The sequence below is a fragment of the Dyella jejuensis genome (genome assembly GCF_044904675.1).
In the GTDB taxonomy this organism is placed as follows: domain Bacteria; phylum Pseudomonadota; class Gammaproteobacteria; order Xanthomonadales; family Rhodanobacteraceae; genus Dyella_B; species Dyella_B jejuensis.
This window is the reverse complement of sequence record NZ_JADIKJ010000015.1, coordinates 268,513-293,628: the sequence shown is the minus strand read 5'-3', so window position 1 is coordinate 293,628 and position 25,116 is coordinate 268,513. Positions and strand designations below refer to the sequence as shown.

The 25,116-nt window shown below is 62.6% G+C and carries 24 protein-coding genes; 19 read left to right on the top strand and 5 right to left on the bottom strand.

What is annotated here, in order from left to right:
• Positions 1-2: 2 nt before the first annotated feature.
• Together rdgB and rph are read right to left on the bottom strand one after the other, a co-directional pair.
• Positions 3-602, bottom strand: coding sequence for an RdgB/HAM1 family non-canonical purine NTP pyrophosphatase (gene rdgB / locus ISP15_RS14435; RefSeq protein WP_404548318.1), 600 nt, complete (start codon positions 600-602; stop codon positions 3-5).
• Positions 603-667: 65 nt separating this feature from the next.
• Positions 668-1,396, bottom strand: coding sequence for a ribonuclease PH (rph, locus tag ISP15_RS14430; RefSeq protein ID WP_404548317.1), 729 nt, complete (start codon positions 1,394-1,396; stop codon positions 668-670).
• Between the two features lie 73 nt (positions 1,397-1,469).
• Here rph and ISP15_RS14425 point away from each other — a divergent pair, with 73 nt between their 5' ends.
• The 7 genes from ISP15_RS14425 (at position 1,470) to ISP15_RS14395 (ending at position 6,673) form a co-directional block, all read left to right on the top strand.
• Positions 1,470-2,327, top strand: coding sequence for a YicC/YloC family endoribonuclease (locus ISP15_RS14425; protein WP_404548316.1), 858 nt, complete (start codon positions 1,470-1,472; stop codon positions 2,325-2,327).
• A 96-nt stretch (positions 2,328-2,423) separates the two neighbouring features.
• Positions 2,424-3,050, top strand: a complete 627-nt coding sequence (gmk, locus tag ISP15_RS14420) for a guanylate kinase (protein WP_404548315.1) — start codon at positions 2,424-2,426, stop codon at positions 3,048-3,050.
• A gap of 84 nt (positions 3,051-3,134) precedes the next feature.
• Positions 3,135-3,971, top strand: coding sequence for an ABC transporter ATP-binding protein (locus ISP15_RS14415; protein ID WP_404548313.1), 837 nt, complete (start codon positions 3,135-3,137; stop codon positions 3,969-3,971).
• Entirely contained in the window at positions 3,968-4,741 is a 774-nt protein-coding gene (gene mlaE / locus ISP15_RS14410; protein WP_404548312.1) for a lipid asymmetry maintenance ABC transporter permease subunit MlaE, read from the top strand. The genes ISP15_RS14415 and mlaE overlap by 4 nt, the downstream gene beginning before the upstream one ends.
• 51 nt (positions 4,742-4,792) lie before the next feature.
• Entirely contained in the window at positions 4,793-5,665 is an 873-nt protein-coding gene (mlaD, locus tag ISP15_RS14405; RefSeq protein ID WP_404548311.1) for an outer membrane lipid asymmetry maintenance protein MlaD, read from the top strand.
• A 23-nt stretch (positions 5,666-5,688) separates the two neighbouring features.
• Positions 5,689-6,372, top strand: a complete 684-nt coding sequence (locus ISP15_RS14400; RefSeq protein ID WP_404548310.1) for an MlaC/ttg2D family ABC transporter substrate-binding protein — start codon at positions 5,689-5,691, stop codon at positions 6,370-6,372.
• Positions 6,359-6,673: an STAS domain-containing protein gene (locus ISP15_RS14395; protein ID WP_404548309.1), complete on the top strand. Its 315-nt coding sequence runs from the start codon at positions 6,359-6,361 to the stop codon at positions 6,671-6,673. The genes ISP15_RS14400 and ISP15_RS14395 overlap by 14 nt, the downstream gene beginning before the upstream one ends.
• An 80-nt stretch (positions 6,674-6,753) precedes the next feature.
• On the opposite strand, the gene ISP15_RS14390 is transcribed toward ISP15_RS14395, so the two are convergent.
• Positions 6,754-7,602: an MlaA family lipoprotein gene (locus tag ISP15_RS14390; RefSeq protein WP_404548308.1), complete on the bottom strand. Its 849-nt coding sequence runs from the start codon at positions 7,600-7,602 to the stop codon at positions 6,754-6,756.
• Positions 7,603-7,802: 200 nt separating this feature from the next.
• Here ISP15_RS14390 and rpoZ point away from each other — a divergent pair, with 200 nt between their 5' ends.
• The 7 genes from rpoZ to ISP15_RS14355 all read left to right on the top strand — a co-directional run bounded on the left by rpoZ (position 7,803) and on the right by ISP15_RS14355 (position 16,006).
• Positions 7,803-8,093: a DNA-directed RNA polymerase subunit omega gene (rpoZ, locus tag ISP15_RS14385; protein ID WP_126673373.1), complete on the top strand. Its 291-nt coding sequence runs from the start codon at positions 7,803-7,805 to the stop codon at positions 8,091-8,093.
• A 144-nt stretch (positions 8,094-8,237) separates the two neighbouring features.
• Entirely contained in the window at positions 8,238-10,400 is a 2,163-nt protein-coding gene (locus ISP15_RS14380; protein ID WP_404548307.1) for a RelA/SpoT family protein, read from the top strand.
• Positions 10,401-10,484: 84 nt separating this feature from the next.
• Positions 10,485-10,868, top strand: coding sequence for a RidA family protein (locus ISP15_RS14375; protein WP_404548306.1), 384 nt, complete (start codon positions 10,485-10,487; stop codon positions 10,866-10,868).
• Between the two features lie 80 nt (positions 10,869-10,948).
• Positions 10,949-13,063: an ATP-dependent DNA helicase RecG gene (recG, locus tag ISP15_RS14370; RefSeq protein ID WP_404548305.1), complete on the top strand. Its 2,115-nt coding sequence runs from the start codon at positions 10,949-10,951 to the stop codon at positions 13,061-13,063.
• 80 nt (positions 13,064-13,143) lie between these two features.
• Positions 13,144-14,085 (top strand): nucleoside hydrolase, encoded by a 942-nt coding sequence (locus ISP15_RS14365; RefSeq protein ID WP_404548304.1) that lies wholly within the window; start codon positions 13,144-13,146, stop codon positions 14,083-14,085.
• Between the two features lie 144 nt (positions 14,086-14,229).
• Positions 14,230-14,475, top strand: coding sequence for a type B 50S ribosomal protein L31 (locus tag ISP15_RS14360; RefSeq protein ID WP_404548303.1), 246 nt, complete (start codon positions 14,230-14,232; stop codon positions 14,473-14,475).
• A gap of 235 nt (positions 14,476-14,710) precedes the next feature.
• Positions 14,711-16,006, top strand: a complete 1,296-nt coding sequence (locus ISP15_RS14355) for a citrate synthase (RefSeq protein ID WP_404548301.1) — start codon at positions 14,711-14,713, stop codon at positions 16,004-16,006.
• 63 nt (positions 16,007-16,069) lie between these two features.
• Here the strand turns inward: ISP15_RS14355 and ISP15_RS14350 are convergent, their stop codons facing one another.
• Together ISP15_RS14350 and ISP15_RS14345 are read right to left on the bottom strand one after the other, a co-directional pair.
• Complete coding sequence (locus tag ISP15_RS14350) at positions 16,070-16,747, bottom strand: hypothetical protein (RefSeq protein WP_404548300.1); 678 nt, start codon at positions 16,745-16,747, stop codon at positions 16,070-16,072.
• A gap of 45 nt (positions 16,748-16,792) precedes the next feature.
• Positions 16,793-19,324, bottom strand: coding sequence for a penicillin-binding protein 1A (locus ISP15_RS14345; protein WP_404548299.1), 2,532 nt, complete (start codon positions 19,322-19,324; stop codon positions 16,793-16,795).
• Between the two features lie 572 nt (positions 19,325-19,896).
• Here ISP15_RS14345 and ISP15_RS14340 point away from each other — a divergent pair.
• Genes ISP15_RS14340 through pilQ form a run of 5 tightly spaced genes read left to right on the top strand, consistent with a single transcriptional unit; the run spans position 19,897 to position 25,054 of the window.
• A complete protein-coding gene (locus ISP15_RS14340; RefSeq protein WP_404548298.1) occupies positions 19,897-20,955 on the top strand; it encodes a pilus assembly protein PilM in 1,059 nt (352 codons plus the stop codon).
• Positions 20,955-21,629, top strand: a complete 675-nt coding sequence (locus ISP15_RS14335; RefSeq protein ID WP_404548297.1) for a PilN domain-containing protein — start codon at positions 20,955-20,957, stop codon at positions 21,627-21,629. Before ISP15_RS14340 ends, ISP15_RS14335 begins: the two co-directional genes overlap by 1 nt.
• The gene (gene pilO, locus ISP15_RS14330) at positions 21,629-22,294 is read left to right on the top strand and encodes a type IV pilus inner membrane component PilO (protein ID WP_404548296.1); all 666 of its coding nucleotides are present in this window, start codon (positions 21,629-21,631) and stop codon (positions 22,292-22,294) included. The genes ISP15_RS14335 and pilO overlap by 1 nt, the downstream gene beginning before the upstream one ends.
• Complete coding sequence (locus ISP15_RS14325; RefSeq protein WP_404548295.1) at positions 22,291-22,824, top strand: pilus assembly protein PilP; 534 nt, start codon at positions 22,291-22,293, stop codon at positions 22,822-22,824. Before pilO ends, ISP15_RS14325 begins: the two co-directional genes overlap by 4 nt.
• A gap of 55 nt (positions 22,825-22,879) precedes the next feature.
• Positions 22,880-25,054, top strand: coding sequence for a type IV pilus secretin PilQ (pilQ, locus tag ISP15_RS14320; protein ID WP_404548294.1), 2,175 nt, complete (start codon positions 22,880-22,882; stop codon positions 25,052-25,054).
• Positions 25,055-25,116 lie beyond the last annotated feature (62 nt).

Below are 25,116 nucleotides of genomic sequence, written 5' to 3'. Positions count from 1 at the left end.
GGTCACACGCGCCATTCGGCGATGCGTGCATGCAATTGCGTCATGGCCTGGGCGCGATGGCTTAGACGGTTTTTCAGGGCCGGCTCCAGTTCCGCCGAGCTCAGTAATTGTCCATGCGGGAGGAACAAAGGGTCGTAGCCGAAGCCGTGCGTGCCGCGCGGCGCTTCCAGAATACGGCCGTGCCAGCGCCCTTCGGTGATCAACGGCGCCGGATCGTCGGCGTGTCGCAGCAGGGCCAGCACACTGATGAAGAAGGCGCCACGCTGCTCGGGCGGCACGCCATCGAGTTCGCGCAGCAGGCGTGCGTGGTGCGCGGCGGTGTCGCCGTGGGTGCCGCTGTAGCGCGCGGAATACAGGCCCGGTGCGCCACGCAGATACGCCACGCACAGACCCGAATCATCGGCCAATGCAGGTAAACCGGTTGCACGCGCGGCGTGGCGGGCCTTAAGCAGCGCATTTTCAACGAAGGTGAGCCCGGTTTCCTCGGCGTCTTCAACGCCGAGTTCGGCTTGCGGCAGCACTTCGACATGGCTGTCGGCGAGCAGTGCGTTGAACTCGGCGAGCTTGCCTTGGTTGCTGCTGGCTAGAACGATGCGCTGCATGGGATCGAATGGCGGGTTACGGATGAGGTTTGCATGCGTCAGGGTGCGGCCGGCCAGCGAAGCGCTCAGCCTAAATCCAGCGCGGCGCGTTGCAATCCGATCAATTCGGCGATGCCCTTTTCGGCCAGGCCGAGCATGGCGTCCATTTCGTCGCGGCGGAAAGCATGGCCTTCGGCGGTGCCTTGCACCTCGATAAAGCCGCCGCCGTCGTTCATCACCACATTCATATCGGTATCGCAGTTGGCGTCTTCGGCATAGTCGAGGTCGAGCACGGGCATGCCGCGGTAGACGCCGACCGATATGGCGGCCACCGCGCCGATGACCGGATTGCGGCGCAGGTTTTCGCGTTTCATCAGTACACTCACGGCATCGACCAGGGCGACGTAGGCGCCGGTGATCGCGGCGGTGCGGGTGCCGCCGTCGGCTTGCAACACATCGCAGTCGAGGGTGATGACCCGTTCCCCTAGCGCCTGGCGGTCCACGCAGGCACGCAGGCTGCGGCCGATCAGGCGCTGTATTTCCATGGTGCGCCCGCTCTGGCTGCCGCGGGCGGCTTCGCGCTGGGTGCGGCTGGACGTGGCACGCGGCAGCATGCCGTATTCGGCGGTGACCCAGCCTTCGCCCTTGCCGCGCAGCCAGGGCGGCAAACGGTCTTCGATGCTGGCGGTGCAAAGCACGCGGGTGTCGCCGAAGGCGATCAGCACCGAACCTTCGGCGTGGCGGGTATAGCGGCGCTCGATCGTGATGTTGCGCAACTGATCGCTGGCGCGGCCGCTTGGGCGGGACACTGTCATAAGGTTCGGTTGGGCAAGAGAGGGCGGGACAGTTTACCATTGCCCCCTTTCACCAACGCCAGGACCGGCTTCCATGATCCGCAGCATGACTGCCTACGCCTCTGCCGAAGCGACTACGCCAGCCGGGACGCTGACCTGCGAGCTGCGCACGGTCAACCATCGCTACCTGGAGCTCAGTCCGCGCTTGCCGGAGGAGCTGCGCAATGCCGAACCGGCGCTGCGCGAACGCATCGCGACCCGGCTTTCGCGCGGCAAAGTGGATGTGATCGTGCGTCGCGGCGAGTCGCATGGCGCATCGCTGCAAATCGATGATGCGATGGTGGGCCGGTTATCCGAACTGGCGCTGGCCATGGAGGCCCGCTTTCCGCGCCTGCGCATCGAATTCACCGAATTGTTGCGTTTTCCCGGCGTGCTGCAACATGCGCAGGTGGACCAGGAGGCACAGCAGGCCGCCTTGCTTGGAGTGCTCGATTGCGCACTGGATGCGCTGACGGCCACCCGGGAACGCGAAGGCGCCAAATTGGGCGAAAGCTTGCGCGAACGCCTGGACGGCATCGAACGCATCGTGGCCGAGGTGCGCGGCTGGATGCCGGACATCCGCGTGGCCTTGCGTGCGCGGCTGGAGTCGCGGCTGGCCGACCTCAAGCAGCCCGTCGAACCGGGCCGGCTGGAGCAGGAACTGCTGCTGCAAGTCACACGCTCCGATGTGGATGAAGAACTGGATCGCCTCAGCACGCACATCGCCGAAACGCGCCGCGTGCTGGGCCTGAAGGAGCCGGTGGGCCGCCGCCTGGATTTCCTGATGCAGGAATTCAATCGCGAAGCCAATACGCTGGGCTCCAAGTCGGTCGACGCACGCAGCACGAACGCGGCGGTGGAATTGAAAGTGTTGATCGAGCAGATGCGCGAACAGGTGCAGAACATCGAATGAAGGCGAGCATGCGCACGAAAGCAGGCTTGCGTCGGGTGCAGCCGCCGGTCGCGGCCTTTTCCCCGATCGGGGAGCGGTACAGCAAAGCGCCGTGTCATGGCTGATATGGTCGGCACGCTCTTTATCGTCGCCGCGCCTTCCGGCGCCGGCAAATCGACGCTGGTGAACGCGCTGCTCGCGCGCGAACCGGATATTTCACTGTCCATATCGCATACGACGCGGCCGCCGCGTCCGGGCGAGGAATATGGCAGGCATTATTATTTCGTCGAACGCGGCGAGTTCGAGCGCGAGGTCGCCGAGGACGTGTTCCTGGAGCATGCCGAAGTGCACGGGAATTTCTACGGTACCTCACGCAGGACGGTGCAGGATCTTCTCCAGCGCGGACGTGACGTCCTGCTTGAAATCGACTGGCAAGGCGCCGCGCAGATCCGCAAGGCAAAGCCGGACTGTGTCAGCGTGTTCATTTTGCCGCCCTCGCGAATGGAACTGGAGCGCCGGTTGCGTGGCCGCGGTTCCGATAGCGCGGAGGTGATCGAGCGACGCCTGCGCAATTCGCGCGGCGAGATCGCCCACGCCCACGAGTTCGACTACATCATCGTCAATGACCGCTTCGAGGACGCCCTCGACGGGCTGCAGGCCATCGTCCGGGCCGTGCGCCAACGCAGCGGCCTGCAATGCCGGCGGCATGAGGCGCTGATCAGGGAACTGCTCGCCGATGCGTGAGTTTATACGATTACTGCACTGGGCCGTATAGCATTAGATGCCTACTTCCATTAACGTGAACACTTTCCCCGACCCCTGCCGCTCATGACCGATACCGTCCCCGCCAAGCCCGACGAGAGCGCCCTCGTGCGCATTCGTGGCCTGACCACGGTGCTCAACGGCAAAACCGTGTTCGACAGACTGGATATGGATATCCCGCGCGGCAAGGTCACTGCCATCATGGGTCCCAGCGGTACCGGCAAGACCACCCTGCTCAAGCACATCACCGGGCAGATGCGCGGCAGCCGGGGCGAGGTGTGGGTGGATGGCTTGAACGTGTCGGAACTGTCGCGCGAGAAACTGTTCGACCTGCGCGAGCGCATCGGCTACCTCTTCCAGAACTCAGCCTTGCTGACCGATTTCGACGTGTTCGAGAACGTGGCTTTTCCGCTGCGGCAGCACACGAAATTGCCCGAAGTGCTGATCCGCAACATCGTGCTGACGAAATTGCAGGCCGTGGGTTTGCGCGGCGCGGCCTCGCTGATGCCCAGCGAGCTGTCCGGCGGCATGGCGCGCCGCGTGGCGCTGGCGCGAGCGATCGTGTTCGATCCGATGCTGATTCTTTACGACGAGCCGTTCGTCGGCCTGGATCCGATCGCACTCAACCAGGTGCTGAGATTGATCCGCACGCTCAATGAAACGCTCGGCATCACCAGCGTGCTGGTTGCGCACGAGCTGGAAGTCATCAAGCAGGTGGCCGACTGCATCTACCTGGTGGCCAACGGCAAAGTGGTGGCGCGCGGCGATCCCATGACCATTGCCAACGATGGCTCGCCATGGACCCGCCAGTTTTTCGGCGGCGAGGCGGATGGGCCGGTGCCATTCCAATATCCCGCCGACGATTACGCCCAGGCGCTCGGCTTCAAGCAAGGTGCCGCATGAGCGCGCGGATGGAACGAGGCAACATCGTGATGCAATCGCTGGGACAGATCGGTTATTGCGGCCTGTTCTTGCTGCGGATCCTGGCGGCTATTCCGCTGAGTCTGCGGCACGTGCGCGAGACGGTTCGGCAGCTATGGTTCGTCGGCGCGATGAGCTTGACCATCATCATGACCTGCGGCTTGTTCGTAGGCATGGTGCTGGCCTTGCAGCTTTACCATGTGCTGGCCATCTTTGGCGGCACGTCCGCCAGTGGTTCGGTGGTGGCGCTGGCGATCTATCGCGAACTCGGGCCGGTGGTGACCGCACTGCTTTTCGCCGGCCGCGCCGGCACCTCGGTGACGGCGGAAATCGGCCTGATGCGCGCCACCGACCAAATTGCCGCGATGGAAATGATGGCGGTGGATCCGATCGCCTATGTCGTCGCGCCGCGCTTCCTGGCCGGCCTGATCGCCATGCCGCTGCTTTGCTGCGTGTTCTGCGCCATGGGTGTCTTCGGCGGACACTTGGTAGGCGTCAGCTGGCTGGGCGTGGACAACGGCACCTTCTGGTCGAACATGACCTCCACCGTGGACTTGTGGCAGGACGTGGTCAACGGCGTGATCTGGAAGAGCGTGGTGTTCGGCGGCGTGGTCTCGCTGATTGCCGTGTTCCAGGGCTACACCACGCCGCCGACCAGCGAAGGCGTGGCCTACGCCACGACCCGCACCGTGGTCGCCTCGTCGATCGCGATTCTCGCGCTGGATTTCGTACTCACCGCGTTCCTGATGTGAATGGATTGATGTGATCGTCATGACTAACTGCTTCTTTCTGAGGACTTCGCCGTGAGCCAGAGAAAATCCTATGCCGTCGGCACCGGCCTGTTCATTGTGCTCGGTTTCGCCGCGCTGGCTTATCTGGCCACTCAGACCACCTCGGTTGCCAATAGCCATCAGGGCTCGAGCTACACCGTCGATGCGCAATTCGCCAACATCGGCCAGCTGAAAGAGCGCGCTCCGGTCAAGGTGGCGGGCGTGCGCGTGGGCCAGGTGCAGTCCATCGCGCTGGAACCCGGCAAGGACGTGGCTGACGTCACGCTGTCGATCGACCGGAAATACAGCCAGATCCCGGCCGATTCGGTGGCGACGATCTACACCAGCGGTCTGCTGGGCGATCAATACGTGGGCCTGCAATTCGGCGGTGCCAAAACCTATATCGCGGACGGCGGCCATATCGGCCTGACCAAGTCGACGCAGCCGCTGGAGGAGATGCTCGGCAAATTCCTCGGCGCCGGCGGCGCGGCGGATGCCATCGGCGGCACGTATACGGTGAAGGCGAACTTCACCAACGTAGGTGCCCTGGCGGTAGGCGCGCCAGTGAAGATGGCTGGCGTGGCGATCGGCAGTGTGGCGGCCGTGAAGGCCGATCCGGTCAAGCTGGATGCCACCGTCATGCTGGCCATCGACAAAAAGTACAACCAGATTCCGGATGATTCGGCCGCCGCGATATTCACCAGTGGTTTGATCGGCAGCCAGTATGTTGCGATCCAGCCCGGTGGCTCGCCGAATTCGCTCAAGGATGGCGACCAGCTCGTCCTGACGCAGTCGGCGATGCAGCTGGAAGATCTGATCGGCAAGTTCCTGGTCAATGGCTCGTCCAGCGGTGGCAACAATGCCGATGGCAACGGTTCGTCCAATACCCCTGCCGGCAAGCATTGATCCGGCCTAAACAGGAGTCATCCATGTTGCGTCACTTGGCTATCGCCACCGCTATCGCCCTCGGCAGCGTCGTCATCGCCGCGCCGGCCTTCGCGCAGAATGCATCGAGCGCCCAGCCGTCCAGCGCGGCGACGCCGGAGCAGGTCGTGCAGGGCATCACGCACGACCTCGACACCCAGATCGCCGACCACAAGGCCGAGCTGCAGAACAACAAGCCCAAGCTGGTGACATTGATCAACCAGATCTTCCTGCCGCACTTCGACACGGATTGGGCATCGATCCTGGTGCTGGGCATGCATGCGCGCGAAGCCACGCCCGAGCAGCGCGCGCGCTTTGCCAAGGCGTTCTACACCTCGTTGACCAACCGTTACGCCGAAGGCCTGCTGAGCTACACCAAGGGCACGGTGAAGGTGTTGCCGTTCAGTGGCGAACTCAACGACAAGTACACCGTAGTGCGCACGCAGGTATCCACCAGCGACAGCAAGAACATTTCGGTGAACTACGTGTTCCACAAGGCCGCCGATGGGCAGTGGAAAGCCTATGACGTCATCATCGAAGGCATTTCCTACATCACCAACTACCGCAACCAGGTCGATGCCCAGATCAAGAAGGAAGGCCTGGACAAGCTGATCCAGCAGTTGGAAACGCAGGGCGACCAGGCGTTGAAGCAGATGGAACAGGAAGACAAGGGCCATGGCGCCAAATAGAACCGCCAAGGGCGAGTGCCGCGTCGCCGCCGATGCGCCGGATACGGTGTCCATATCCGGCGAGCTCAATTTCGTGACGGCGGCGAATGCGCTGGCGGCCTTGCGCAGCGCATTCGGGCGGGGCGATCGCCATACGCTGGATCTATCGGCGGTCACCAGCTGTGATAGCGCGGGCCTGGCCTGCGTGCTGGCGGCACTTTCGGAGGCCGACCAGGGCGGAAACCACGTCGTTGCACGCCATGCTCCCGAAGGAATGCAGGCATTGGCGAAGGTTTGCGGCGTGGAAACAATGCTGCATTGAAAGCCGCGCTCTAAAAGCCATGTTGCAAACATAAAAAAAACGGGGCCGCTGCCCCGTTTTTTTATGTGTGATCGACGGTATTACTGATTGCCGGAAGGCGCGCCGTCGTGCTGCTTCTGTTCCCATTGCTGCTGCTCTTTCAGCAGTTCGGCGGGATCGAAATTGTTGTCCTTGCCGTTCGAACCCTGCTGCAGCTTCAACATTACATCCGCCGGCGGATTGCCGTCATACAACTTGTTGAGCCGGGTCTGGCGCCAGGCGTCGCGCACAAAGGCGTAGGGGTCATAGGCCGTTTTCAGGAAGCTGTCGGCATCCAGCAACTGCGCACGCATCTGGATGAAGTAGACCACCTCGGGCACGTAGTACACGCCGTCATGAAAACCGTGGTTGCGCTCGAAATAGCTGAGTGGATCGAACAGGTAGCCGTCGACCGGAAACTGCCAGACATCGCGCATAGTGGATGGGCCGAGCAGCGGCAGCATCAGGAAATCGCCTTCCGGAACGCCCCAGCGTGCGAGCGTAATGCCGAAATCGGTTTCCTTCAGCGGAATCTGCATTTTCGTCGCCGGATCGAAGAAGCCGGCCACGCCTACCGTCATGTTGATCAGGAAGCGGCCGGTATCCGTGATGGCATCGCTCGGGCGGGCCTGCAGCATATTGTTGGCGATGCTGATCGGCAGGCGGATAGTGGTGAAGAAATTGCTCACCGACGTCTGCACCGGCTTGGGGGTGACCTTGCTGTAGCCCACCGCGACCGGCCGCAGCACGTGCGTATCCAGCGCCATGTTGAAGGCGTAGCTCTTGCGGTTGAATTTCTCCAGTGGATCGTCGGTACGGGGCGGAGCGATGGCGCAACCGACCAGCAACGTCATCATGGCCGCCACGGGAAGAGCGCGGCGCAGCGTGGCAAAACGAGGCAGGGAAGGCATCAAAGGGGAATCCGCTGCAGAGGAAAGGGGGAAGGGCGTATAATTGTACTTGTTGGTTTTATATTGTCCACGGCTTGCGCGACGCTTTCGCGGCTGGCGCATGGCAATCGGACATGATAAGAGTCAATCGCGTTGCCAGCCAAGTGGCTGCCCGATAGACTGTACGACCGCATAAGTCTTTTATTGTTTGAGGATTTCTCATGGCCCGCATTACCGTGGAAGACTGCCTAGAGGTAGTCGACAACCGTTTCGAACTGGTGCTGATGGCGACCAAGCGCGCCCGCCAGCTCGCCAATGGCGCCGAGCCGGCGGTCAACCCCGACAACGACAAGCCGACCGTGTTGGCCTTGCGTGAAATCGCCGACCGTCGTATCGACCAGGCCACCATCGACGAGATCGACCGCGCCGAGCGCGAGCGTGCCGAACGCGAGGCACTGGAATGGGCCGCACAGGAAGTGGACGACGATCTTTCCAAGGGTGGAGACGACTGATGGATGGCGGTGGCTGTCGATCGCGCAGCCGTCGCCCGGCCACGCCGGGCATGCCGGTGTGCGCATTCGCCAGTGTTGTTCCTGTCAGTCTCCACGCCTCCGGCCTCGTAGCGAGGCGTTCGCCTCAACGGGGGTCCTGACACCATGTCGGCGGCCACGCATCCCGCGCCCACGGATACGTCTGCGCTGCCGCCTTATGTGCTGGCGCTGAAAGAGCGCATTGCCTACCTTCCCGAGCAACATATCCAGCGCGTGCTGCGGGCCTTCCAGGTAGGCGCGGCGGCGCACGAAGGGCAGACGCGCAAGAGCGGCGAGCCGTATATCACCCATCCGATTGCCGTGGCTGGCATCCTGGCCGAATTCGGCATGGATGCGGAAACCATCATCGCGGCGATTCTCCATGACACGCTGGAGGACACTGCGCTGAGCCGTGCCGAGCTATCGGGCGAATTCGGCGAACCCGTGGCCGAGCTGGTCGACGGTGTTACCAAGCTGGACAAGATGCGCTTCAGCAGCCGGCAGGAGGCGGATGCCGAAAGTTTCCGCAAGATGCTGCTGGCGATGGCACGCGACCTGCGGGTGATCCTGATCAAGTTGGCCGACCGCCTGCACAATATGCGCACGCTTGGCGCCAAGGAATCCGATTCGCGCCGCCGCATCGCCCGCGAGACGCTGGAAATCTACGCGCCCATCGCGCAGCGCCTGGGCATGAACAAGTTCAAGGCGGAGCTGCAGGATCTGGGCTTCCGTGCGCTTTACCCGGATCGTTATCGCGTGATCAGCGAGCGCATCCGCGCCGCGCTGGGTAATCGTCGCGAGGCCATGGGACGCATCGAAGGTGCGCTGTCCACGCGGTTGATCGAGGAGCGTATTCCGGTGCGCGTCGTCGGACGCATCAAGTCGCCGTGGAGCATCTATTCGAAAATGCGCAGCGAGCACAAGAGCTTTGCGCAGTTGATGGATGTATACGGTTTTCGCGTGGTCACTGACAGCGCCATGAGCTGCTACATGGCACTGGGCGTAGCGCACGCCCTGTATAAGCCGGTCGATCGGCGTTTCAAGGATTTCATCGCCATTCCCAAGGCAAACGGCTATCAGTCGTTGCACACCGTATTGCTTGGGCCCTTCGGTGCGCCGATCGAGGTCCAGATCCGCACCGAGGAAATGGATTCGGTAGCCGAGCGCGGTGTGGCTGCGCATTGGGCCTACAAGACCGACAGCGGTCCGGCCAACAGTGCGCAAGCGCGTGCGCGCGAATGGCTTTCGGCGCTGGCCGACAGCCAGGCCAACACGCCGGAGGCGGCGGAATTCATCGAGAACGTCAAGATCGACCTGTTCCCGGATGAAACCTATCTGTTTACGCCGCGCGGCGACATCCTCTCGCTACCGCGCAGCGCGACGGCGCTGGATTTTGCCTATGCTGTACATACGGATGTGGGCGATCATGCGGTGGCCGCCCGCGTCGATAAAAAACTGCTGCCCTTGCGTACCCGGCTGGAATCCGGACAGTTGGTCGAGATCATTACGGCGCCCTCCGCCGTGCCCAATCCGGCATGGCTGGAATTCGTGGTAACCGGCAAGGCACGCACGGCGATCCGCCAATACCTGAAGCACTTGCAACATGAAGACGCGGTGGACTTCGGCCATCGCATGCTCGATCGCGCGCTGGACGCGCTGGGTACCAACCTGGATGCCATCCAGCCGGCCGTGCTGGAAAAATTCCTGCACAAATCCAAGTTCAAGCGTCTGGAGGAGCTGCTCTCGGATATTGCCCTGGGCAATCGCATGCCCGATCAGGTTGCCAGTCAATTGGTGTCCTCGCGTGGCACCGCGGCGCGCGGCGCGCCGATCGCACACGTGGCGGAAAACATCCGGATCACCGGTGCCGAGCGGGGCGTACTCAGCTTCGCCAACTGCTGCCATCCGCTGCCTGGCGACGAAATCATCGGCTACCTTTCGCCGGGCAAGGGCATCGTGGTGCACCGTGTGGAGTGCCCGAACGTCGTCGAGTTGCGCAAGTCGCCGGAACGGTGCGTGGCGATCGAATGGGGGCACGATGTGCAGGGCGATTACCGCGCTGAATTGCGCATCGAAGTCATCAACCGCCCTGGCGTGCTCGCCACCGTGGCCGCCGCCATCGCTGCCGCCGATTCCAATATCGAAAACGTGGAATACGTCGAACGTGACATGGCGGCCGCCACGCTGCTGTTCACCATCGAGGTGAAGAATCGCAAGCATCTGGCCGATGTGATCCGGCGCGTCCGGCGTACCGGCGTGGTGAGCGGAGCTTATCGCTATCCGCTTTGATCCACTGGGGCATGCGGGCGACGCCTCGCTATTCGTCCTGGATGGACCGCTCTAAACTTCGCTTTTCCCTCATGGATTACGCCCATGCCTCGTACCATCATCGCTACCGAGCAGGCTCCCGCCGCGATCGGCCCGTATTCGCAGGCCGTGCGTGCCGGCGGCACCGTGTATTTTTCCGGACAGATTCCGCTCGATCCCGCTACTGGCGCTTTGGTCGAGGGCGACATCAGTACGCAGACACGTCGTGTGTTCGACAATCTGGTGGCGGTAGCCGAGGCGGCCGGCGGTTCGCTCGCGCAGATCGTGCGTGTGGGTATCTACGTTACCGACCTGGCGAATTTCGCGGCCGTCAATGCAGTCATGGGCGAGTATTTCCAGCAGCCGTATCCGGCGCGTTCCACCATCGAGGTTTCCGGTTTGCCGAAAGGCGCGCAGGTCGAAGTCGATGCCGTCATGGTGCTGGACTGATCGATATCTGCGCGGCCGGCTGACAAGCATGATCGCAACAAGCGCTGTCGCCGCGGACTGGCTCGGTTAGTCTTGCATCGATGGCTGCTTCCAAATCTCACGCTATGGCCGAATCGATTGCCGACCCGGGCCGCCTGCCCGTGGCGTCGCTCGGCGGTGTCGGTCCGGCATTGGCCGATGCGCTGGCGCGCCTCGGGTTGCATCGCGTGCAGGACCTTTGGTTCCACCTGCCATTGCGTTATGAGGACCGTACCCACCTGATGCCGCTGGAAGATCTGCGTCCAGGCATGCGCGTGCAGGTGGCTGGTGTGGTGGAAGCCGTCGAAAAAGCCTATCGGTATCGTCCGCAGCTTAAAGTGATGATTGGCAATGGCGCGATGCACACGCTGCTGCTGCGCTTTTTCCATTTCAACCGAGCGCAGGCCGAGCAGTTGCGAGCGGGCCTGCGCCTGCTTTGCTACGGTGAAGTACGGCAAGGCGCGGGCGGCCTGGAGATGGTGCATCCGCAATACCAGCGGCTGGATGAAAACGCGCAGGTAGTGCTGGAGGAGCGGCTCAGTCCGGTCTATCCCACGACCGAAGGACTCGGGCAAAAGCGCCTGGGCGGTGTGATCGCCAAGGCCTTGCAACTGCTTCCCGACGAGGCGGAGCTGGAACTGATTCCGCTATCGCTATGCGCGCAACACGGCCTGACGTCGTTGCGCGAAGCGTTGCTCTATGTGCATCGGCCACCGCCCGATGCGCGCGTGGACCAGCTGACCCAGGGCAGGCATCCCGCGCAGCAGCGCCTGGCCTTCGAGGAACTGCTTACCCAGCATATGAGCCTCAAGCGCCTGCGTGCCGCGGTACGCGAACGTCGCGCGCCGGTGTTGGGCGGCAGCGGTGATCTGCGGCAACGATGGCTGGAATCGCTGCCATTCCGGCTCACCGGCGCGCAGCAGCGCGTGTCGCGGGAAGTAACCGCCGACATGGCGCAACCGCGGCCCATGCTTCGTCTCGTGCAAGGCGATGTCGGTTCGGGCAAGACCGCGGTGGCGTGTTCGGCATCGTTGTCCGCCGTGGAGGCTGGATATCAGGTCGCCTTGATGGCGCCGACCGAATTGCTGGCGGAGCAGCACCTGCGCAATTTTCGCCATTGGCTGGAGCCGCTGAATATTCCGGTCGAGTGGCTCGCCGGCAAGCAGCAGGGCAAGGCGCGCCAACTGGCGATGCGCCGGGTGGCGGAGGGCGCGCCGGTGGTGATCGGTACGCACGCGCTGATGCAGGAAGGCGTCGAATTCGCGCGCCTGGGCCTGGTGATCGTCGACGAGCAGCACCGTTTCGGCGTGCAGCAGCGATTGGCGTTACGCGACAAGGGCCTGGAGGGCGAACTGGTGCCGCATCAACTGGTCCTGACGGCCACGCCCATTCCACGCACCCTGGCGATGAGCGCTTATGCCGACCTGGACATGTCGGCCATCGACGAGTTGCCGCCCGGCCGTACACCGGTCCAGACCATTGCGGTTTCCAACGCGCGTCGCATGGATGTTATCGAACGCATTCATGCCGCCTGCGTGGAAGGGCGGCAGGCCTATTGGGTCTGCACCCTCATCGAAGAATCGGAACAACTGCGGGCGCAAGCCGCCGAGGCGGCGCATGCGGAGCTCACCCACGCACTGGCCGACTGTCGCGTCGGCCTGATCCATGGCCGTATGAAGCCGAAGGAAAAGCTGGCAGTCATGGATGCATTCAAGGCCGGCGAACTGGCAGTGCTGGTCGCTACCACCGTGATCGAGGTGGGCGTGGATGTACCCAATGCCAGCCTGATGGTGATCGAAAACAGCGAGCGCCTTGGCTTGGCGCAATTGCATCAATTGCGCGGACGTGTCGGACGTGGCGCCCTCGCATCGAACTGCGTACTGCTTTACCAGCCGCCGCTGGGGCAGCTGGCGCGCGAACGCTTGCAGGTCATGCGCGAGACCAATGACGGTTTCCGCATCGCGGAAAAAGACCTGGAGCTGCGCGGACCTGGCGAAGTGCTGGGCACCCGCCAGACCGGCCAATTGAGTTTCCGCATGGCGGACCTGGCGCGGGATGCGCATCTGCTGCCTGCGGTACAGCATGTCGGCGAGCAGATGCTGGCGCAGCATGCAGAGCGGGCAGGACGCCTGATCGAGCGCTGGATCGGCGGTGCGGCGCGATACGCCCATGCGTGAGAGCGGCGAACGGGAATGAAAGCGGTCGCGCTTTGCTTTTACTATTCCCGGTTCACCCTTTCCCACTTGCCTGAAAAACCATGAGCAAACCGCAACTCCTGATCGATACCGACCCCGGCGTGGATGATGCGCTGGCCATTCTGATGGCCCATGCGCATGCCGACGTGCTTGGTTTGAGTGTCGCCGCCGGCAATGTGGGTCTTGCGCATACCGTGCGCAATGCGCGCACCTTGGTCGATAAGGTCGGCGGTTCGACGCCAGTGTTTGCCGGCTGCCCGACACCGCTGGTACGCCTGCCCGACGAAGACGCGGCGTTCGTGCACGGACAGGATGGACTGGGCGATGCCGGTTTCCAGGAGCCGGTAACCGGCATTGCCGACGAACACGCCGTGCACGCCTTGCTGCGCTTGACCCGCGAACGGCCGGGCGAAGTGACGCTGGTCGCGCTGGCCCCCTTGACCAACTTGGCGCTGGCGCTACGGCTGGATCCGGAACTGCCGCAGCGCGTAAGGCGCCTGGTCGTGATGGGTGGCGCGGTCACCGGGCATGGCAATACCGGGCGCGTGCCCGCCGAATTCAATGTCGGCTTTGATCCGGAGGCCGCGCATGTGGTGTTCGAAGGTTTTCCCGACTTTGATCTCGTCGATTGGGAACTCACGCTGCGGCATGCCTTCGACGAAGCGGATTTCGATGGCTGGCTGGCGGCCGGCGATCAGCGTGCGGTCTTCTTCGAACGTATTTTCCGGGTGGCTCGCCAGACCAACAGCGAGCGCGGCCGGCGTGGAATCATTGCCGCCGACGCGCTGGCCATGGCGGTGGCGATCGATCCTTCGGTCGTAGTCCGCAGCGAGCGCCGCCGCGTAGGGGTGGAACTGGACGGGCGGCTCACCCGCGGCGCCACCGTGGTGGACTGGGGCGGCCGGCTGGGCTTGCCCGCCCAGGCCAACGTGGTACTGGAACTGGACCAGGCGAAGTTCGCCGCGATGGTGCGCCGGGCTCTGGGAGCAGACCCGGCGGCGTGAACCACGATATCCTTTCGCCGGTACGCCACCGTGCGTTCGTCGCTGGCGGCAGATCCGGGTGGTTAGCAGGTCGACTGGCTTGACCAAGTCACTGAACGGCCAATATAATGCCGCTCTTTTCACCCACCGCTTTTAGAGTCCGCCATGAAGCCCGATATCCATCCGAATTACCGCCAGGTGGTGTTCCAGGACCTCTCGTCCGAGTTCGCGTTTCTGACGCGCTCGACGATTGCGACCAAGGAAACCATCAAGTGGGAAGACGGCAACGAGTACCCGCTGATCAAGGTGGATATCTCCAGCCATTCGCACCCGTTCTACACCGGTAAGCAGAAGACGATCGACGCCGGCGGTCGCGTGGACAAGTTCCGCCGCCGTTACGCGCAGAAGTAATCGTTCCGAATCCGCCGCAAGGCAGCTGCGGGTTCCATGCACAAGGCAGGCTTCGCGCCTGCCTTGTGCATTTTTGCGTCCATCCGTTGGACCATGCGCCGTCGGATTGTCATAGTCCGATGTGCGATAATAGATAGGATGCATCGTCGCCTCCCCACGACGATGCGCTTTTCCCTTGCCGGCTGGTTGCCGTTCTGCGGTCGCCCCGGTGGCGACCCATGAGCAGGAGGTTTCCGTGTCCGATTCCAAATCCGTCAAGCTGGTAGATGAGTCCAACGGCCGTAGCAGCGAACTCCCGCTGCTTACCGGTACGATCGGTCCGGCCTGCATCGACATCGCCCCGCTGTACAAGGACACCGGGCACTTCACCTACGATCCCGGCTACGGCAGCACCGCCAGCACGAAGAGCGCCATCACCTACATCGACGGCGACCAGGGCGTGCTGATGTACCGTGGCTACCCGATCGAGCAACTGGCCGAAAAGTCCAGCTTCCTCGAAGTGGCCTATCTGCTGCTCAACGGCAACCTGCCGGACAAGAAGCAATTTTCCGGCTTCGAGAACGACATCACGCATCACACGATGATGCATGAGTCGCAGAAGAATTTTTTCCAGGGTTTCCATCATGATGCGCATCCGATGGCGATGCTGGCCGCTTCGGTCGCTTCGTTGTCGGCGTTCTATCACGAAGACCTGGACGTCGATAATGCCGACGACCGCAAGCTGGCCGCGATCCGCCTGATCGCGAAAATGCCGACCATCGCCGCTGCCTGCTATCGCTATTCAATCGGTTGGCCGTTCCGCTATCCGCGCAACAACCTCGAATACGTCGATCGCTTCCTGCACATGATGTTCGAAGTGCCGAGCGAGCCGCTGGAAATGAGCCCGGTTGCCGCGAAGGCGCTGGACCTGTTGTTCATTCTGCATGCCGACCACGAGCAGAATGCGTCCACGTCCACGGTGCGCCTGGTCGGTTCGACCGGTGCGAATCCGTATGCATCGATCGCGGCCGGCATCACGGCGTTGTGGGGTCCCGCGCACGGCGGCGCCAACGAGGCGGTGCTGAAGATGCTGGAAGAGATCGGCTCGCCCGACAAGGTGGAAACCGCCGTCAAGCGCGCCAAGGACAAGAACGACAACTTCCGCCTGATGGGTTTCGGCCATCGCGTGTACAAGAACTTCGATCCGCGCGCCAAGATCATCCGCGAGATGTGCCACAAGGTGCTGTCCGAGCTGGGCGTCAACGATCCGTTGCTCGACGTGGCGATGAAGCTGGAAGAAGCGGCGCTGAAGGACGACTACTTCGTCGAACGCAAGCTGTATCCGAATGTCGATTTCTATTCCGGCATCATCTACAAGGCACTGGGTATTCCGACCGAGATGTTTACCGTGATGTTCGCCATCGCGCGCACCGCCGGCTGGATCGCACACTGGATTGAGCAGCACGAAACGCCAGGCTCGCGCATCGGCCGCCCGCGGCAGCTGTACGTGGGTTCCGACAAGCGCGACTACGTGGGTATCGACAAGCGCTGAGCTTGCATGACGCCCTCTCCCGCCAGGGAGAGGGCGCAAGAAAATCCCGGTGCGAAGACGACGTTATTTAATCGCCGCGGCGAGCTTGCGCTCGAAATCGTCCTGCTCGCCGCCGGCCTCGGCGAGCATGATCTCTACCGACGCCAGTGAGGCGCGACGCATCGGCTTGTCGTCGATGCGATCGAGCGGTGCCTGGCGCAGCGCGTTATGCGGAAGCACGGTAAGGTCGAAGGGAAGCCGGTCGGCGGCGAACAGCAACACCGGATATTCGGCCTGTTCTTCACGGCTGATGCGCAATCGGCGCGTCTGCATTTCGAACGGCACGCCGTGTTCACGTAGATAAAGTCCGATTGCTTCCGGATCGTCGCTGAACACGTGCAGGCAGACAGCCGAATGCGAATCGGCCGTTCCATCCAGTACGCTGCCGACCAGCCTTGGCTCGAAACCCTGCAGGAAGCGCATCGCTTCGACGGCGGCTTCACGCCGTTCTCTCAATAGCTGCGGCTGGCTGTCGCCCTGGAACAGGCGCTGGTGCTCGCGCAGCGCCTGTTCGATCTCGTGATTGCGTGGAAGCGCCTGTTCGTCCAGCACGCCCAAGCGTTCGGCGGCCTTGCGTTTGGCGTGGTGAAAGTCGCGGATGCCGTGTTCGCTCATCAGTCGCGCCGCCTCCTGGGCGACACGTAACCGGTTGCGCTGCACACGGTCGTGCGCGTGGATGCGATGGTGTTCGCCTCGTGCCATTGCTCCGGCCCTCAATTGCGCGCCCAAGGCAAGACTACCGGAAAATCAGAAAATATCGTTAGCCTGCTGTTGATCCTGGTTTTGCTGCTGTTGTTGCAGTGCCTGGTTATGCAGGCGATCGATATCCTCGACCTTGAAAAGCTCCGACATCGCGTTCGGATCGCCGGGTGAGGTCGGCAGTCCATTTTCACGATTGATCTGCACGGTACTGATCCCTGGCGGCATCGTCAGGCTGTTTTCGGGCGCGCCGTTCAACACGTCACCCATATAGTCGATCCAGATCGGCAATGCGGCCTTGGCGCCAAATTCACCTTTGCCCAGCGAACCGAAATCATCGAAGCCCACCCATACCGCGGTTGACAGGTCGCCGTTGAAGCCCACGAACCATGCGTCGCGGTGATCGTTGGTGGAACCGGTCTTGCCGGCCAGATCGGGACGCTTGAGGACGTTTGCGGCATAGCCCGTGCCCATCGGCGACTGGATCACGTCTTTCATCAGCGAGGTAACAAGAAAGTCGTTGCGGATATCGATGACGTGTGGAGCAAGCACCGGCGCGGCCTCGCCGGTGTGCGCGTCGGCAGGCAAGGTGGTTTCGCCGGCCATGGCCACGCTCGACGCGGGTGCCGGCGCGTTGGAGGAGGTGGCTGCCACGCCATTGGTCAGCATGCTGGCCGGAGGTGGGGCAGGTGGGCTGTCCTGCAGCAGGCGCGCCTGGCAGCTCGCGCACGCGCGGGCCGGGTTGGCGACATAAACCGGCTTGCCATCGCGATCGTCGATTTCGCTGATGAAGTAAGGCGTGACCAGATACCCGCCGTTGGCGAATACGGCATAGCCGCGCGCCATGCTTAGCGGCGATACGGAAGCGGTGCCCAGCGCCATCGACAGATTGTTCGGCAGCGCGTCCAGGGGGAAGCCGAAGCGCGTGACATAGTTGCGCGCGTAGCGCACGCCGATGGCATCGAGCAGGCGCACCGACACCAGGTTCTTGGATTCGATCAGCGCCTCGCGCAGGCGCATGGGCCCGGCGAATTTGTCGTCATCGTTGCTGGGTGTCCACAGACCGTTGGGCTGCGAGGGATCCGGCAGTGCGATGGGCGCGTCGTTGATGATCGATGCGGCGGTATAGCCGCGCTCGAAGGCGGCCGAGTAGATGAAAGGCTTGAAGCTCGAGCCTGGCTGCCGCGCTGCCATCACGGCACGGTTGAACTTGCTGCGCTGGAAGTTGAAGCCGCCGACCAGCGACTGGATCGCGCCGTTTTCCGGATTGAGCGAAACCAGGGCCGCCTGGGCCTTGGGAATCTGGGTGAGCTGCCAGGCACCCTTGGCATCCTGGGTGACGCGAATGATGTCGCCAGGCTTGAGTACCGCATCGACCGCCTTGGGCGTGGCGCCCATGCGACTGTCGCTGATGTAGGCGCGCGCCCAATCCACTGCGGCGAGGCCGAGCTTCACCGTTTGATGGTCCGGCAGGTAGACCGAGGCCTCGGTGGCAGAGGAGGCGATCACCAGCCCGGGAACCAGACCGGCAACATCGTTATAGCTGGATAGGAGATTGCCGTAGTCAGCCTCGCTGGCGCCGGGCGGTAATGCCTCGTGCGCCTCCGGGCCGCGCCAGCCATGGCGATGGTCGTAAATGGACAGGCCATCGCGCACCGCCGCCACGGCGGCTTGCTGGCGCGTACTGACCAGGGTGGTCTTGACGACGTAACCCTCGGTCAGCGCGTCATTGCCGAGGCGGTCCAGTGCCTGCAGCCGAGCCATCTCGGCAACGTAGGGCGCGTCTACCTGGATGGGTTGCTCGTGTGGCGCGGCATCGTCGGGCGCGTTGATGGCTTCCTGGTACTGCGCCTGGTTGATGTACTTGTGCTCCAGCATCTGGCCCAGCACCCAGTTGCGCCTGCCGATCAGGCGCGGCGTGTTGGTCAACGGATTGACCGCCGAAGGCAACTGGAAAGTGGAGGCAATGGCCGCGCACTGCGCAATGGTGAGCTGGTCCAGGCGCTTGCCGTAGTAATACTCGGCGGCCGCTGCCACACCATAGGAGCGGTGCCCGAGGAACATCTTGTTGAGGTAAAGCTCAAGGATCTGGTCCTTGCTCAATTGCCCCTCGATGCGCAGGGCAATGAACATCTCGATCAGCTTGCGCGAATAGAGTTTTTCCGGACTCAGGAAGAAATTGCGCGCCACCTGCTGGGTGATGGTCGAGCCGCCCTGGGTCTTGTTGCCGCCGGACGCGACCACGTGGAACCCGGCGCGCATCACGCCGCGCCAGTCGACGCCTGGATGGCTGTAGAAATCGGCATCTTCGGCCGACAGGACGGCATGCTTGACCATGTCCGGCACCTGCTCGATGGAGACCGGGATGCGCCGGGTCTCGCCGAACGTCGCGATCAGCTTGCCGTCGGCGGTCAGCACCCGCAGCGGCACCTGCATGTGATAGTCCTTCAACACCGCTACCGAGGGCAGCCGGGGAGATACCAGCCAGTAAGCCACTCCGGCGGCGGCGGCGAGAAGCAGGAGACCGCTGAAGCCCAGGATCAGGCACCAGCGCAGGAGGCTTTTCAGGATTCGCGTCATGGGGTTAGCGGTGCTCGGTCTGGTTCATTACGCGCAGGGCATCGGCCATGTCCGTTCACGGCCACGGGCCAGCCGGCAAAGCCGGGTCTGGTCATTTGTTGCAGGAGAAGACGGAAGGTAATGGGCGGGCAGAATCGATCCAACTTATTGAATCTCAAAATGATGACGGGATATCCAGGCAGGCTTTCCGGCTGTGCCAGGGGCCGCTCCATGCAAAGGTTACAGGGTTGCGCATGGGCTCCGGCGAATGACGACGGTCCGCTTCCCCGCGCCAACGCATCCGCCAGCCTCCTGGGCATCATGCCACCTGCCTGGAGCGAATCAGATCATCCCAATCGAGACCTGAGTCAAAACAGTTCAGAGTATAGATGTAGCAGTATGTGCGGCATGAGCGACGGATTAGCAAAACCTTAATCGCGTACCGGGCGGGTTGGTCCAAATGTGCAGGCCATCACGCCAAAAGTCTCGAAGAAGATCGCGTAGGCCGTTGCTATTGCGTTAATTTTTGGATTAAATGGCCCGGCAACCCGCCAGTCTCTGGCGGAAGCGTCAGGGGTCAAGGGGGAATCATCGTGGGGCTCTTCACACCCAAGAAGCCGCCGCTCGTCGGTGTCGACATCAGTTCGACCGCCGTCAAGCTGCTGCAGCTCAGCCAAGCCGGAGGCCGCTATCGCGTGGAGCATTACGCGATCGAGCCACTGCCCCCCAATGCTGTCGTCGAAAAGAACATCGTCGAGGTCGAGGCCGTCGGCGAGGCAGTGCGCCGCGCGCTCGCGCGTTCGGGCGCCAAGCTCAAACACGCCGCCGCCGCCGTCGCGGGGTCGGCGGTCATCACGCGCATCGTGCCGATGGCGGCCGAGCTGTCCGATGAAGATCTGGAAAGCCAGATCCAGGTCGAGGCGAACCAGTACATCCCCTATCCGATCGATGAAGTAAGCCTCGATTTCGAAGTACTCGGCCCGGTCCGCGACAACCCGGAAATGAATAACGTGCTGCTGGCGGCATCGCGCACGGAAAACGTGGACATGCGCGTAGCCGCGCTGGACCTGGGCGGACTTGCCGCGCAGGTGATCGATGTCGAAGCGTTTGCGATGGAAAATGCCTTCGCATTGATCGCGGACCAATTGAACGTCGGGCGCGATGCGCTGGTCGCGGTGGTCGATATCGGCGCCACCATGACCACCCTTTCCGTGCTGAAGAACCAGCGCACCATCTATTCGCGCGAGCAGGTCTTCGGCGGCAAGCAGCTTACCGACGAGATCATGCGTCGCTACGGCTTGTCCTATGAGGAAGCCGGCCGCGCCAAGCGCAAGGGCGGATTGCCCGAATCCTACGAGACCGAGGCGCTGCAGCCGTTCAAGGAATCGCTGGTACAGCAGATCAGCCGCCTGCTGCAGTTCTTCTACGCGGGCAGCGAATTCAGCAAGGTCGACCAGGTCGTGCTGGCCGGCGGTTGTGCTTCGATCGACGGCATCAGTGCGATGCTGGAAGAACAGCTTGGCCTGCCATGCATCGTTGCCAATCCGCTGGCGCGCATGTCGCTGTCCAACCGGGTCCAGGCGCAGTCGCTGACCCAGGATGCGCCGGCCCTGATGATCGCGGTCGGACTCGCCATGAGGAGTTTCGACTGATGGCACGCATAAACCTGCTTCCGTGGCGCGCCGAACGCCGCAAGATCCGCCAGCGCGAGTTTTTCATGCAGCTTGGCGCGGCTGCCCTGGCGGCCGTGGGCGTCCTGCTCTTGTGGGGTTTCTGGATGGGCATGCGCGTCGACAACCAGAACGAGCGCAACGCTTATTTGCAAGACCAGATCAAGCAAGTGGACGCGCGGCTCACCAAGATCAACGATCTGGAAAAAGTGCGCGCCCAGTTGCTGGCACGCAAGCAAATCATCGAACAGCTGCAGGCCAACCGCTCGCAGATGGTGCACTTGTTCGACGAACTGGTTAAGACGATCCCGAGCAGCGCGCGCCTGACTTCGATCAAGCAGGCCGGTGACCAGATGGTGCTCGACGGCGTGGCGCAATCGAACGCCAGCGTTGCCGACTACATGCGCAACATCGAAACGTCGCCGTGGATGGGGCAGACGGACCTGAGCAAGACCGAGAACAGCCACGACTCCTCGCGCATGCCCTATAAGTTCGGCCTGACGGTCGCACTGCAGAAGCCCAAGGACGACAGCCAGAACCCGGCCACGCCCGCATCGTCGGGCACGAGCGCCGCCGCGCCCAAATCCGTCGTGACGCCGTCCGCCAACGCGCAAGCGCCAGCTGGCGCCGAGCCTGCCAAGGGAGGAGCCAAGTAATGAAACTCCTCGACGATCTGCGCAATCTCGATCGCAACAACATCGGCGGCTGGCCAAAATCGGTCAAGACTTTTTTCACGGTGTTGCTGTTCGCCGTAATCATGCTGGTCGGCTGGTATGTCGTGATCAGCGACCAGCAAGACAATCTGCAGAACCTGGCCGGCAAGGAAGAAAAGCTCAAGCAGGAGTTTGCCGAGAAGCAAGCCAAGTCGGTCAACCTCGAAGCGCTGCAGCAGCAGCTCGACGAGATGAAGGACATGCTGCGCCAGCTGCTGCGCCAGCTGCCCAGCAAGACTGAAATGCCGGAACTGCTGGTGGACGTTTCGCAGACGGCGCTATCGGCCGGCCTGCAACAGGAACTGTTCCAGCCGGGCACGGAAGTCCCCAAGGACTTCTACGCGGAGAAGCCGATCCAGCTGAAGATGATCGGTACCTATCACCAGTTCGGCACCTTCATCAGCGGCGTGGCCTCGCTGCCGCGCGTGGTCATCCTCACCATGCACGATGTGTCGCTGACCCCGCTCAATACGCCCGGCAAAGGCAGCGAGCCCGGTCCGAACCAGTTGCTGGTACTGCAAGGCACGGTGAAGACCTATCGCTATCTGGACGATTCGGAGACCGGCGATACGGCAGGCAAGTCGAAGAAGGTCAGGGGGCGGAAATGAGGACCATGACTGCCATGAAACCTGCCCGCTTCGCCAAGCTGTTCCTGCTGGTCGGCACGGCGCTGGTACTCGGTGGCTGCACCCGCGGCATGTCCGACCTGCGCGACTGGGTGGCGCAGGAGAAAGCCAAGCGCGGAGCACCGATTCCGCCGCTGCCGGTGATCAAGACGTTCGAGACGTTCACCTATACCGATCAGGACAAGCGTGACCCATTCAGCCCAAGCCCGGACGAGCTGAACGAGAACAACGGTCCCCGCCCGGATGAAGGACGTGCAAGGCAACCGCTCGAAGCCTACTCGCTGGATAGCTTGAAGATGGTCGGCACGATCGGCAGCGGCGCCACCATGGAAGCTCTGGTCAAGGATCCTGGCGGAGTGATCCATCGCGCGCACGCCAACGAATACATGGGCCAGAACTATGGCCGCATCACTGCCATCAGCAGTGACCGGATCGATCTGGTCGAATTGGTTTCCAACGGCAATGGCGGCTGGATGGAACGTCCGGCCAGCATCGCGCTTGTCGCGAAATAGGAATACAGGGGCTGATGCAATGACTAATCCAATCAAACCAGTCCGGAGCCGTGCCATGCACTTGGCGAGCCGTTGCCTGATGACCGCCATGGTGCTGGGCGTCGCTGCCTGGGCGAACGCCGCCATCGCGACCAGCACACTGCAGAACATCACCTACAAGACGCTGCCCGGTGGCCGGGTCGAGCTGCGCATGAGCTTCGACAGCAACCAGGTTCCGCAGCCCAATGTGTTCACCACGGACAATCCGCCGCGCATTGCGATCGATTTCCCGGACACCACCAACGATGCGGCGCGCCACCAGGACGTTGGCGTCGGCACCACCACCGGCGTCTCGGCCGTTTCCGCGGGCGGGCGCACCCGGGTCGTGGTCGAGTTGATGCAGGCCTCCTCGTACAAATCCCGCGTCGAAGGCAACAGCCTGGTATTGGACGTCAACAACGGCATGCAAACGCAGCCGGTGACCACCGCGGCCACGATCGATCCGTCCAAGGCGCTGCCCTCGGCCATGAGCGGCCCGGCCATCACCAACATCGATTTCCAGCGTGGCGCGAACGGATCCGGTCGCGTGCTGATCAATTTCAGCGGTTCCGGCGCGAACGCCAACATGCACCGCCAGGGCGACAATATCGCGGTGGATATCGATAACGCGCGCCTGCCGGCCAGCCAGGGCCAGCGCTTGAACGTGCTCGACTTTGCCACCCCGGTGCAATCCATTTCGCCGCACTCGACCGCGAGCGGCGCGCACGTGGACATTGCCTTCAGCGGCGACGTGGATACCTCTTCGTACCAGACGGGCGATCAGTATGTGGTGGAAGTGACGCCCAAGAAGCAGACGTCCAAGGACACCAATCCGGCTTCCGATGCCCAGCCGGTGTACACGGGCAATCGCGTGACGTTCAACTTCCAGGACATCCCGGTTCGCTCGGTATTGCAGTTGCTGGCCGATTACTCGGGCATCAACATGGTTGCCTCCGATACGGTGGGCGGCAGCATCACGCTACGGCTGAACAATGTTCCCTGGGACCAGGCGCTGGATGTAATCCTGCGCGCCAAGGACCTGGACAAGCGTCGCGACGGCAACGTGATCTGGATCGCTCCGCAGAAGGAATTGGCCGATTACGAGCAAAACATCGCCGACGCGCGCTTCAAGGCGCAGGACACGGCGCCGCTGATCACCACCTATGTTCCGATCAGCTATGGCAAGGCGCAGGACATCGCCAAGCTGCTGACCACCGGGAGCATGCAGAGTATCGCCGGGGGTACGACCGGATCTGGCGAAGCCAGCCAGCACCGCGGCTTCCTCTCGCCGCGTGGCAGCGTCACTTTCGACCAGCGCACCAATACGCTGCTGATCAACGACACGGCAGAAAAAACCGCCGAACTGCGGGCCATCATTGCCCAGCTGGATCGGCCTGTGCAGCAGGTTTTGATCGAGTCGCGCATCGTCATTGCGACCGACGATTTCGAGCGCGACCTGGGCGTTCAATGGGGTGTCACCGGCAACCGCGCGAATCCCAGCGGCCAGGTGCTGCAGGTCGGAACGGCGATAGGCGGTGCGCAAGGCAATAACACGACCACCTCGACCCTCGGCGGAGGCCTGTCTTCAGGCGGGCTGAACGTCAATCTGCCGGCAACCCCCACTACGGGTACCGCATCCACGCTGGCTGCGGCCATCCTCGGCAAGAACTACGCGCTGGATCTGGAGCTTTCCGCGGCGCAATCGGAAGGCCGCAGCGAAGTGGTGTCCAGTCCGCGCGTCATCACCGCTAACCAGCAGGAAGCCGATATCCGCCAGGGCCAGGAAATCGGTTACGTGACCTTCCAGAACCAGAGCGGCGGTGCGGGTACCAGCGGCACGGCGACTGTTGCGTTCAAGGATGCCGTGCTCGAGCTGAAGGTCACGCCGACCATCACCGCGGACAATCGCGTCTATCTGGCGATCAACGTAAACAAGGATTCGCTGGACCATTACATCAACGTTACGGGCAGCGGCCAGGTGCCGGTCATCGATACACGTTCGCTCAACACCTCGGTGCTGGTGGATAACGGCCAGACCGTGGTGCTGGGCGGCATCTACGAAGTGACCAAGAGCGACACCATTGCCAAGGTGCCCGGACTCGGCGACATCCCGGGCCTGGGTGTGTTGTTCCGCAGTACTACGCACATCAACGACAAGGACGAGCTGCTGATCTTCGTCACCCCGCGGATCCTCAGCGACAGTCTGCAGTAACAGCAACAGCTGACGACAGGAAAAGGGACGGCGCCACGCCGTCCCTTTTTTTTCGGCAAAAT

What these genes read in the sequence shown, in the direction of transcription:
- rdgB (WP_404548318.1), bottom strand. Translation starts at nt 602, where the DNA reads ATGCAGCGCATCGTTCTAGCCAGCAGCAACCAAGGCAAGCTCGCCGAG.
- rph (WP_404548317.1), bottom strand. Translation starts at nt 1,396, where the DNA reads ATGACAGTGTCCCGCCCAAGCGGCCGCGCCAGCGATCAGTTGCGCAAC.
- ISP15_RS14425 (WP_404548316.1), top strand. Translation starts at nt 1,470, where the DNA reads ATGATCCGCAGCATGACTGCCTACGCCTCTGCCGAAGCGACTACGCCA.
- gmk (WP_404548315.1), top strand. Translation starts at nt 2,424, where the DNA reads ATGGCTGATATGGTCGGCACGCTCTTTATCGTCGCCGCGCCTTCCGGC.
- ISP15_RS14415 (WP_404548313.1), top strand. Translation starts at nt 3,135, where the DNA reads ATGACCGATACCGTCCCCGCCAAGCCCGACGAGAGCGCCCTCGTGCGC.
- mlaE (WP_404548312.1), top strand. Translation starts at nt 3,968, where the DNA reads ATGAGCGCGCGGATGGAACGAGGCAACATCGTGATGCAATCGCTGGGA.
- ISP15_RS14400 (WP_404548310.1), top strand. Translation starts at nt 5,689, where the DNA reads ATGTTGCGTCACTTGGCTATCGCCACCGCTATCGCCCTCGGCAGCGTC.
- ISP15_RS14395 (WP_404548309.1), top strand. Translation starts at nt 6,359, where the DNA reads ATGGCGCCAAATAGAACCGCCAAGGGCGAGTGCCGCGTCGCCGCCGAT.
- ISP15_RS14390 (WP_404548308.1), bottom strand. Translation starts at nt 7,602, where the DNA reads ATGCCTTCCCTGCCTCGTTTTGCCACGCTGCGCCGCGCTCTTCCCGTG.
- rpoZ (WP_126673373.1), top strand. Translation starts at nt 7,803, where the DNA reads ATGGCCCGCATTACCGTGGAAGACTGCCTAGAGGTAGTCGACAACCGT.
- ISP15_RS14380 (WP_404548307.1), top strand. Translation starts at nt 8,238, where the DNA reads ATGTCGGCGGCCACGCATCCCGCGCCCACGGATACGTCTGCGCTGCCG.
- ISP15_RS14375 (WP_404548306.1), top strand. Translation starts at nt 10,485, where the DNA reads ATGCCTCGTACCATCATCGCTACCGAGCAGGCTCCCGCCGCGATCGGC.
- recG (WP_404548305.1), top strand. Translation starts at nt 10,949, where the DNA reads ATGGCTGCTTCCAAATCTCACGCTATGGCCGAATCGATTGCCGACCCG.
- ISP15_RS14365 (WP_404548304.1), top strand. Translation starts at nt 13,144, where the DNA reads ATGAGCAAACCGCAACTCCTGATCGATACCGACCCCGGCGTGGATGAT.
- ISP15_RS14360 (WP_404548303.1), top strand. Translation starts at nt 14,230, where the DNA reads ATGAAGCCCGATATCCATCCGAATTACCGCCAGGTGGTGTTCCAGGAC.
- ISP15_RS14350 (WP_404548300.1), bottom strand. Translation starts at nt 16,747, where the DNA reads ATGGCACGAGGCGAACACCATCGCATCCACGCGCACGACCGTGTGCAG.
- ISP15_RS14345 (WP_404548299.1), bottom strand. Translation starts at nt 19,324, where the DNA reads ATGACGCGAATCCTGAAAAGCCTCCTGCGCTGGTGCCTGATCCTGGGC.
- ISP15_RS14335 (WP_404548297.1), top strand. Translation starts at nt 20,955, where the DNA reads ATGGCACGCATAAACCTGCTTCCGTGGCGCGCCGAACGCCGCAAGATC.
- pilO (WP_404548296.1), top strand. Translation starts at nt 21,629, where the DNA reads ATGAAACTCCTCGACGATCTGCGCAATCTCGATCGCAACAACATCGGC.
- ISP15_RS14325 (WP_404548295.1), top strand. Translation starts at nt 22,291, where the DNA reads ATGAGGACCATGACTGCCATGAAACCTGCCCGCTTCGCCAAGCTGTTC.
- pilQ (WP_404548294.1), top strand. Translation starts at nt 22,880, where the DNA reads ATGCACTTGGCGAGCCGTTGCCTGATGACCGCCATGGTGCTGGGCGTC.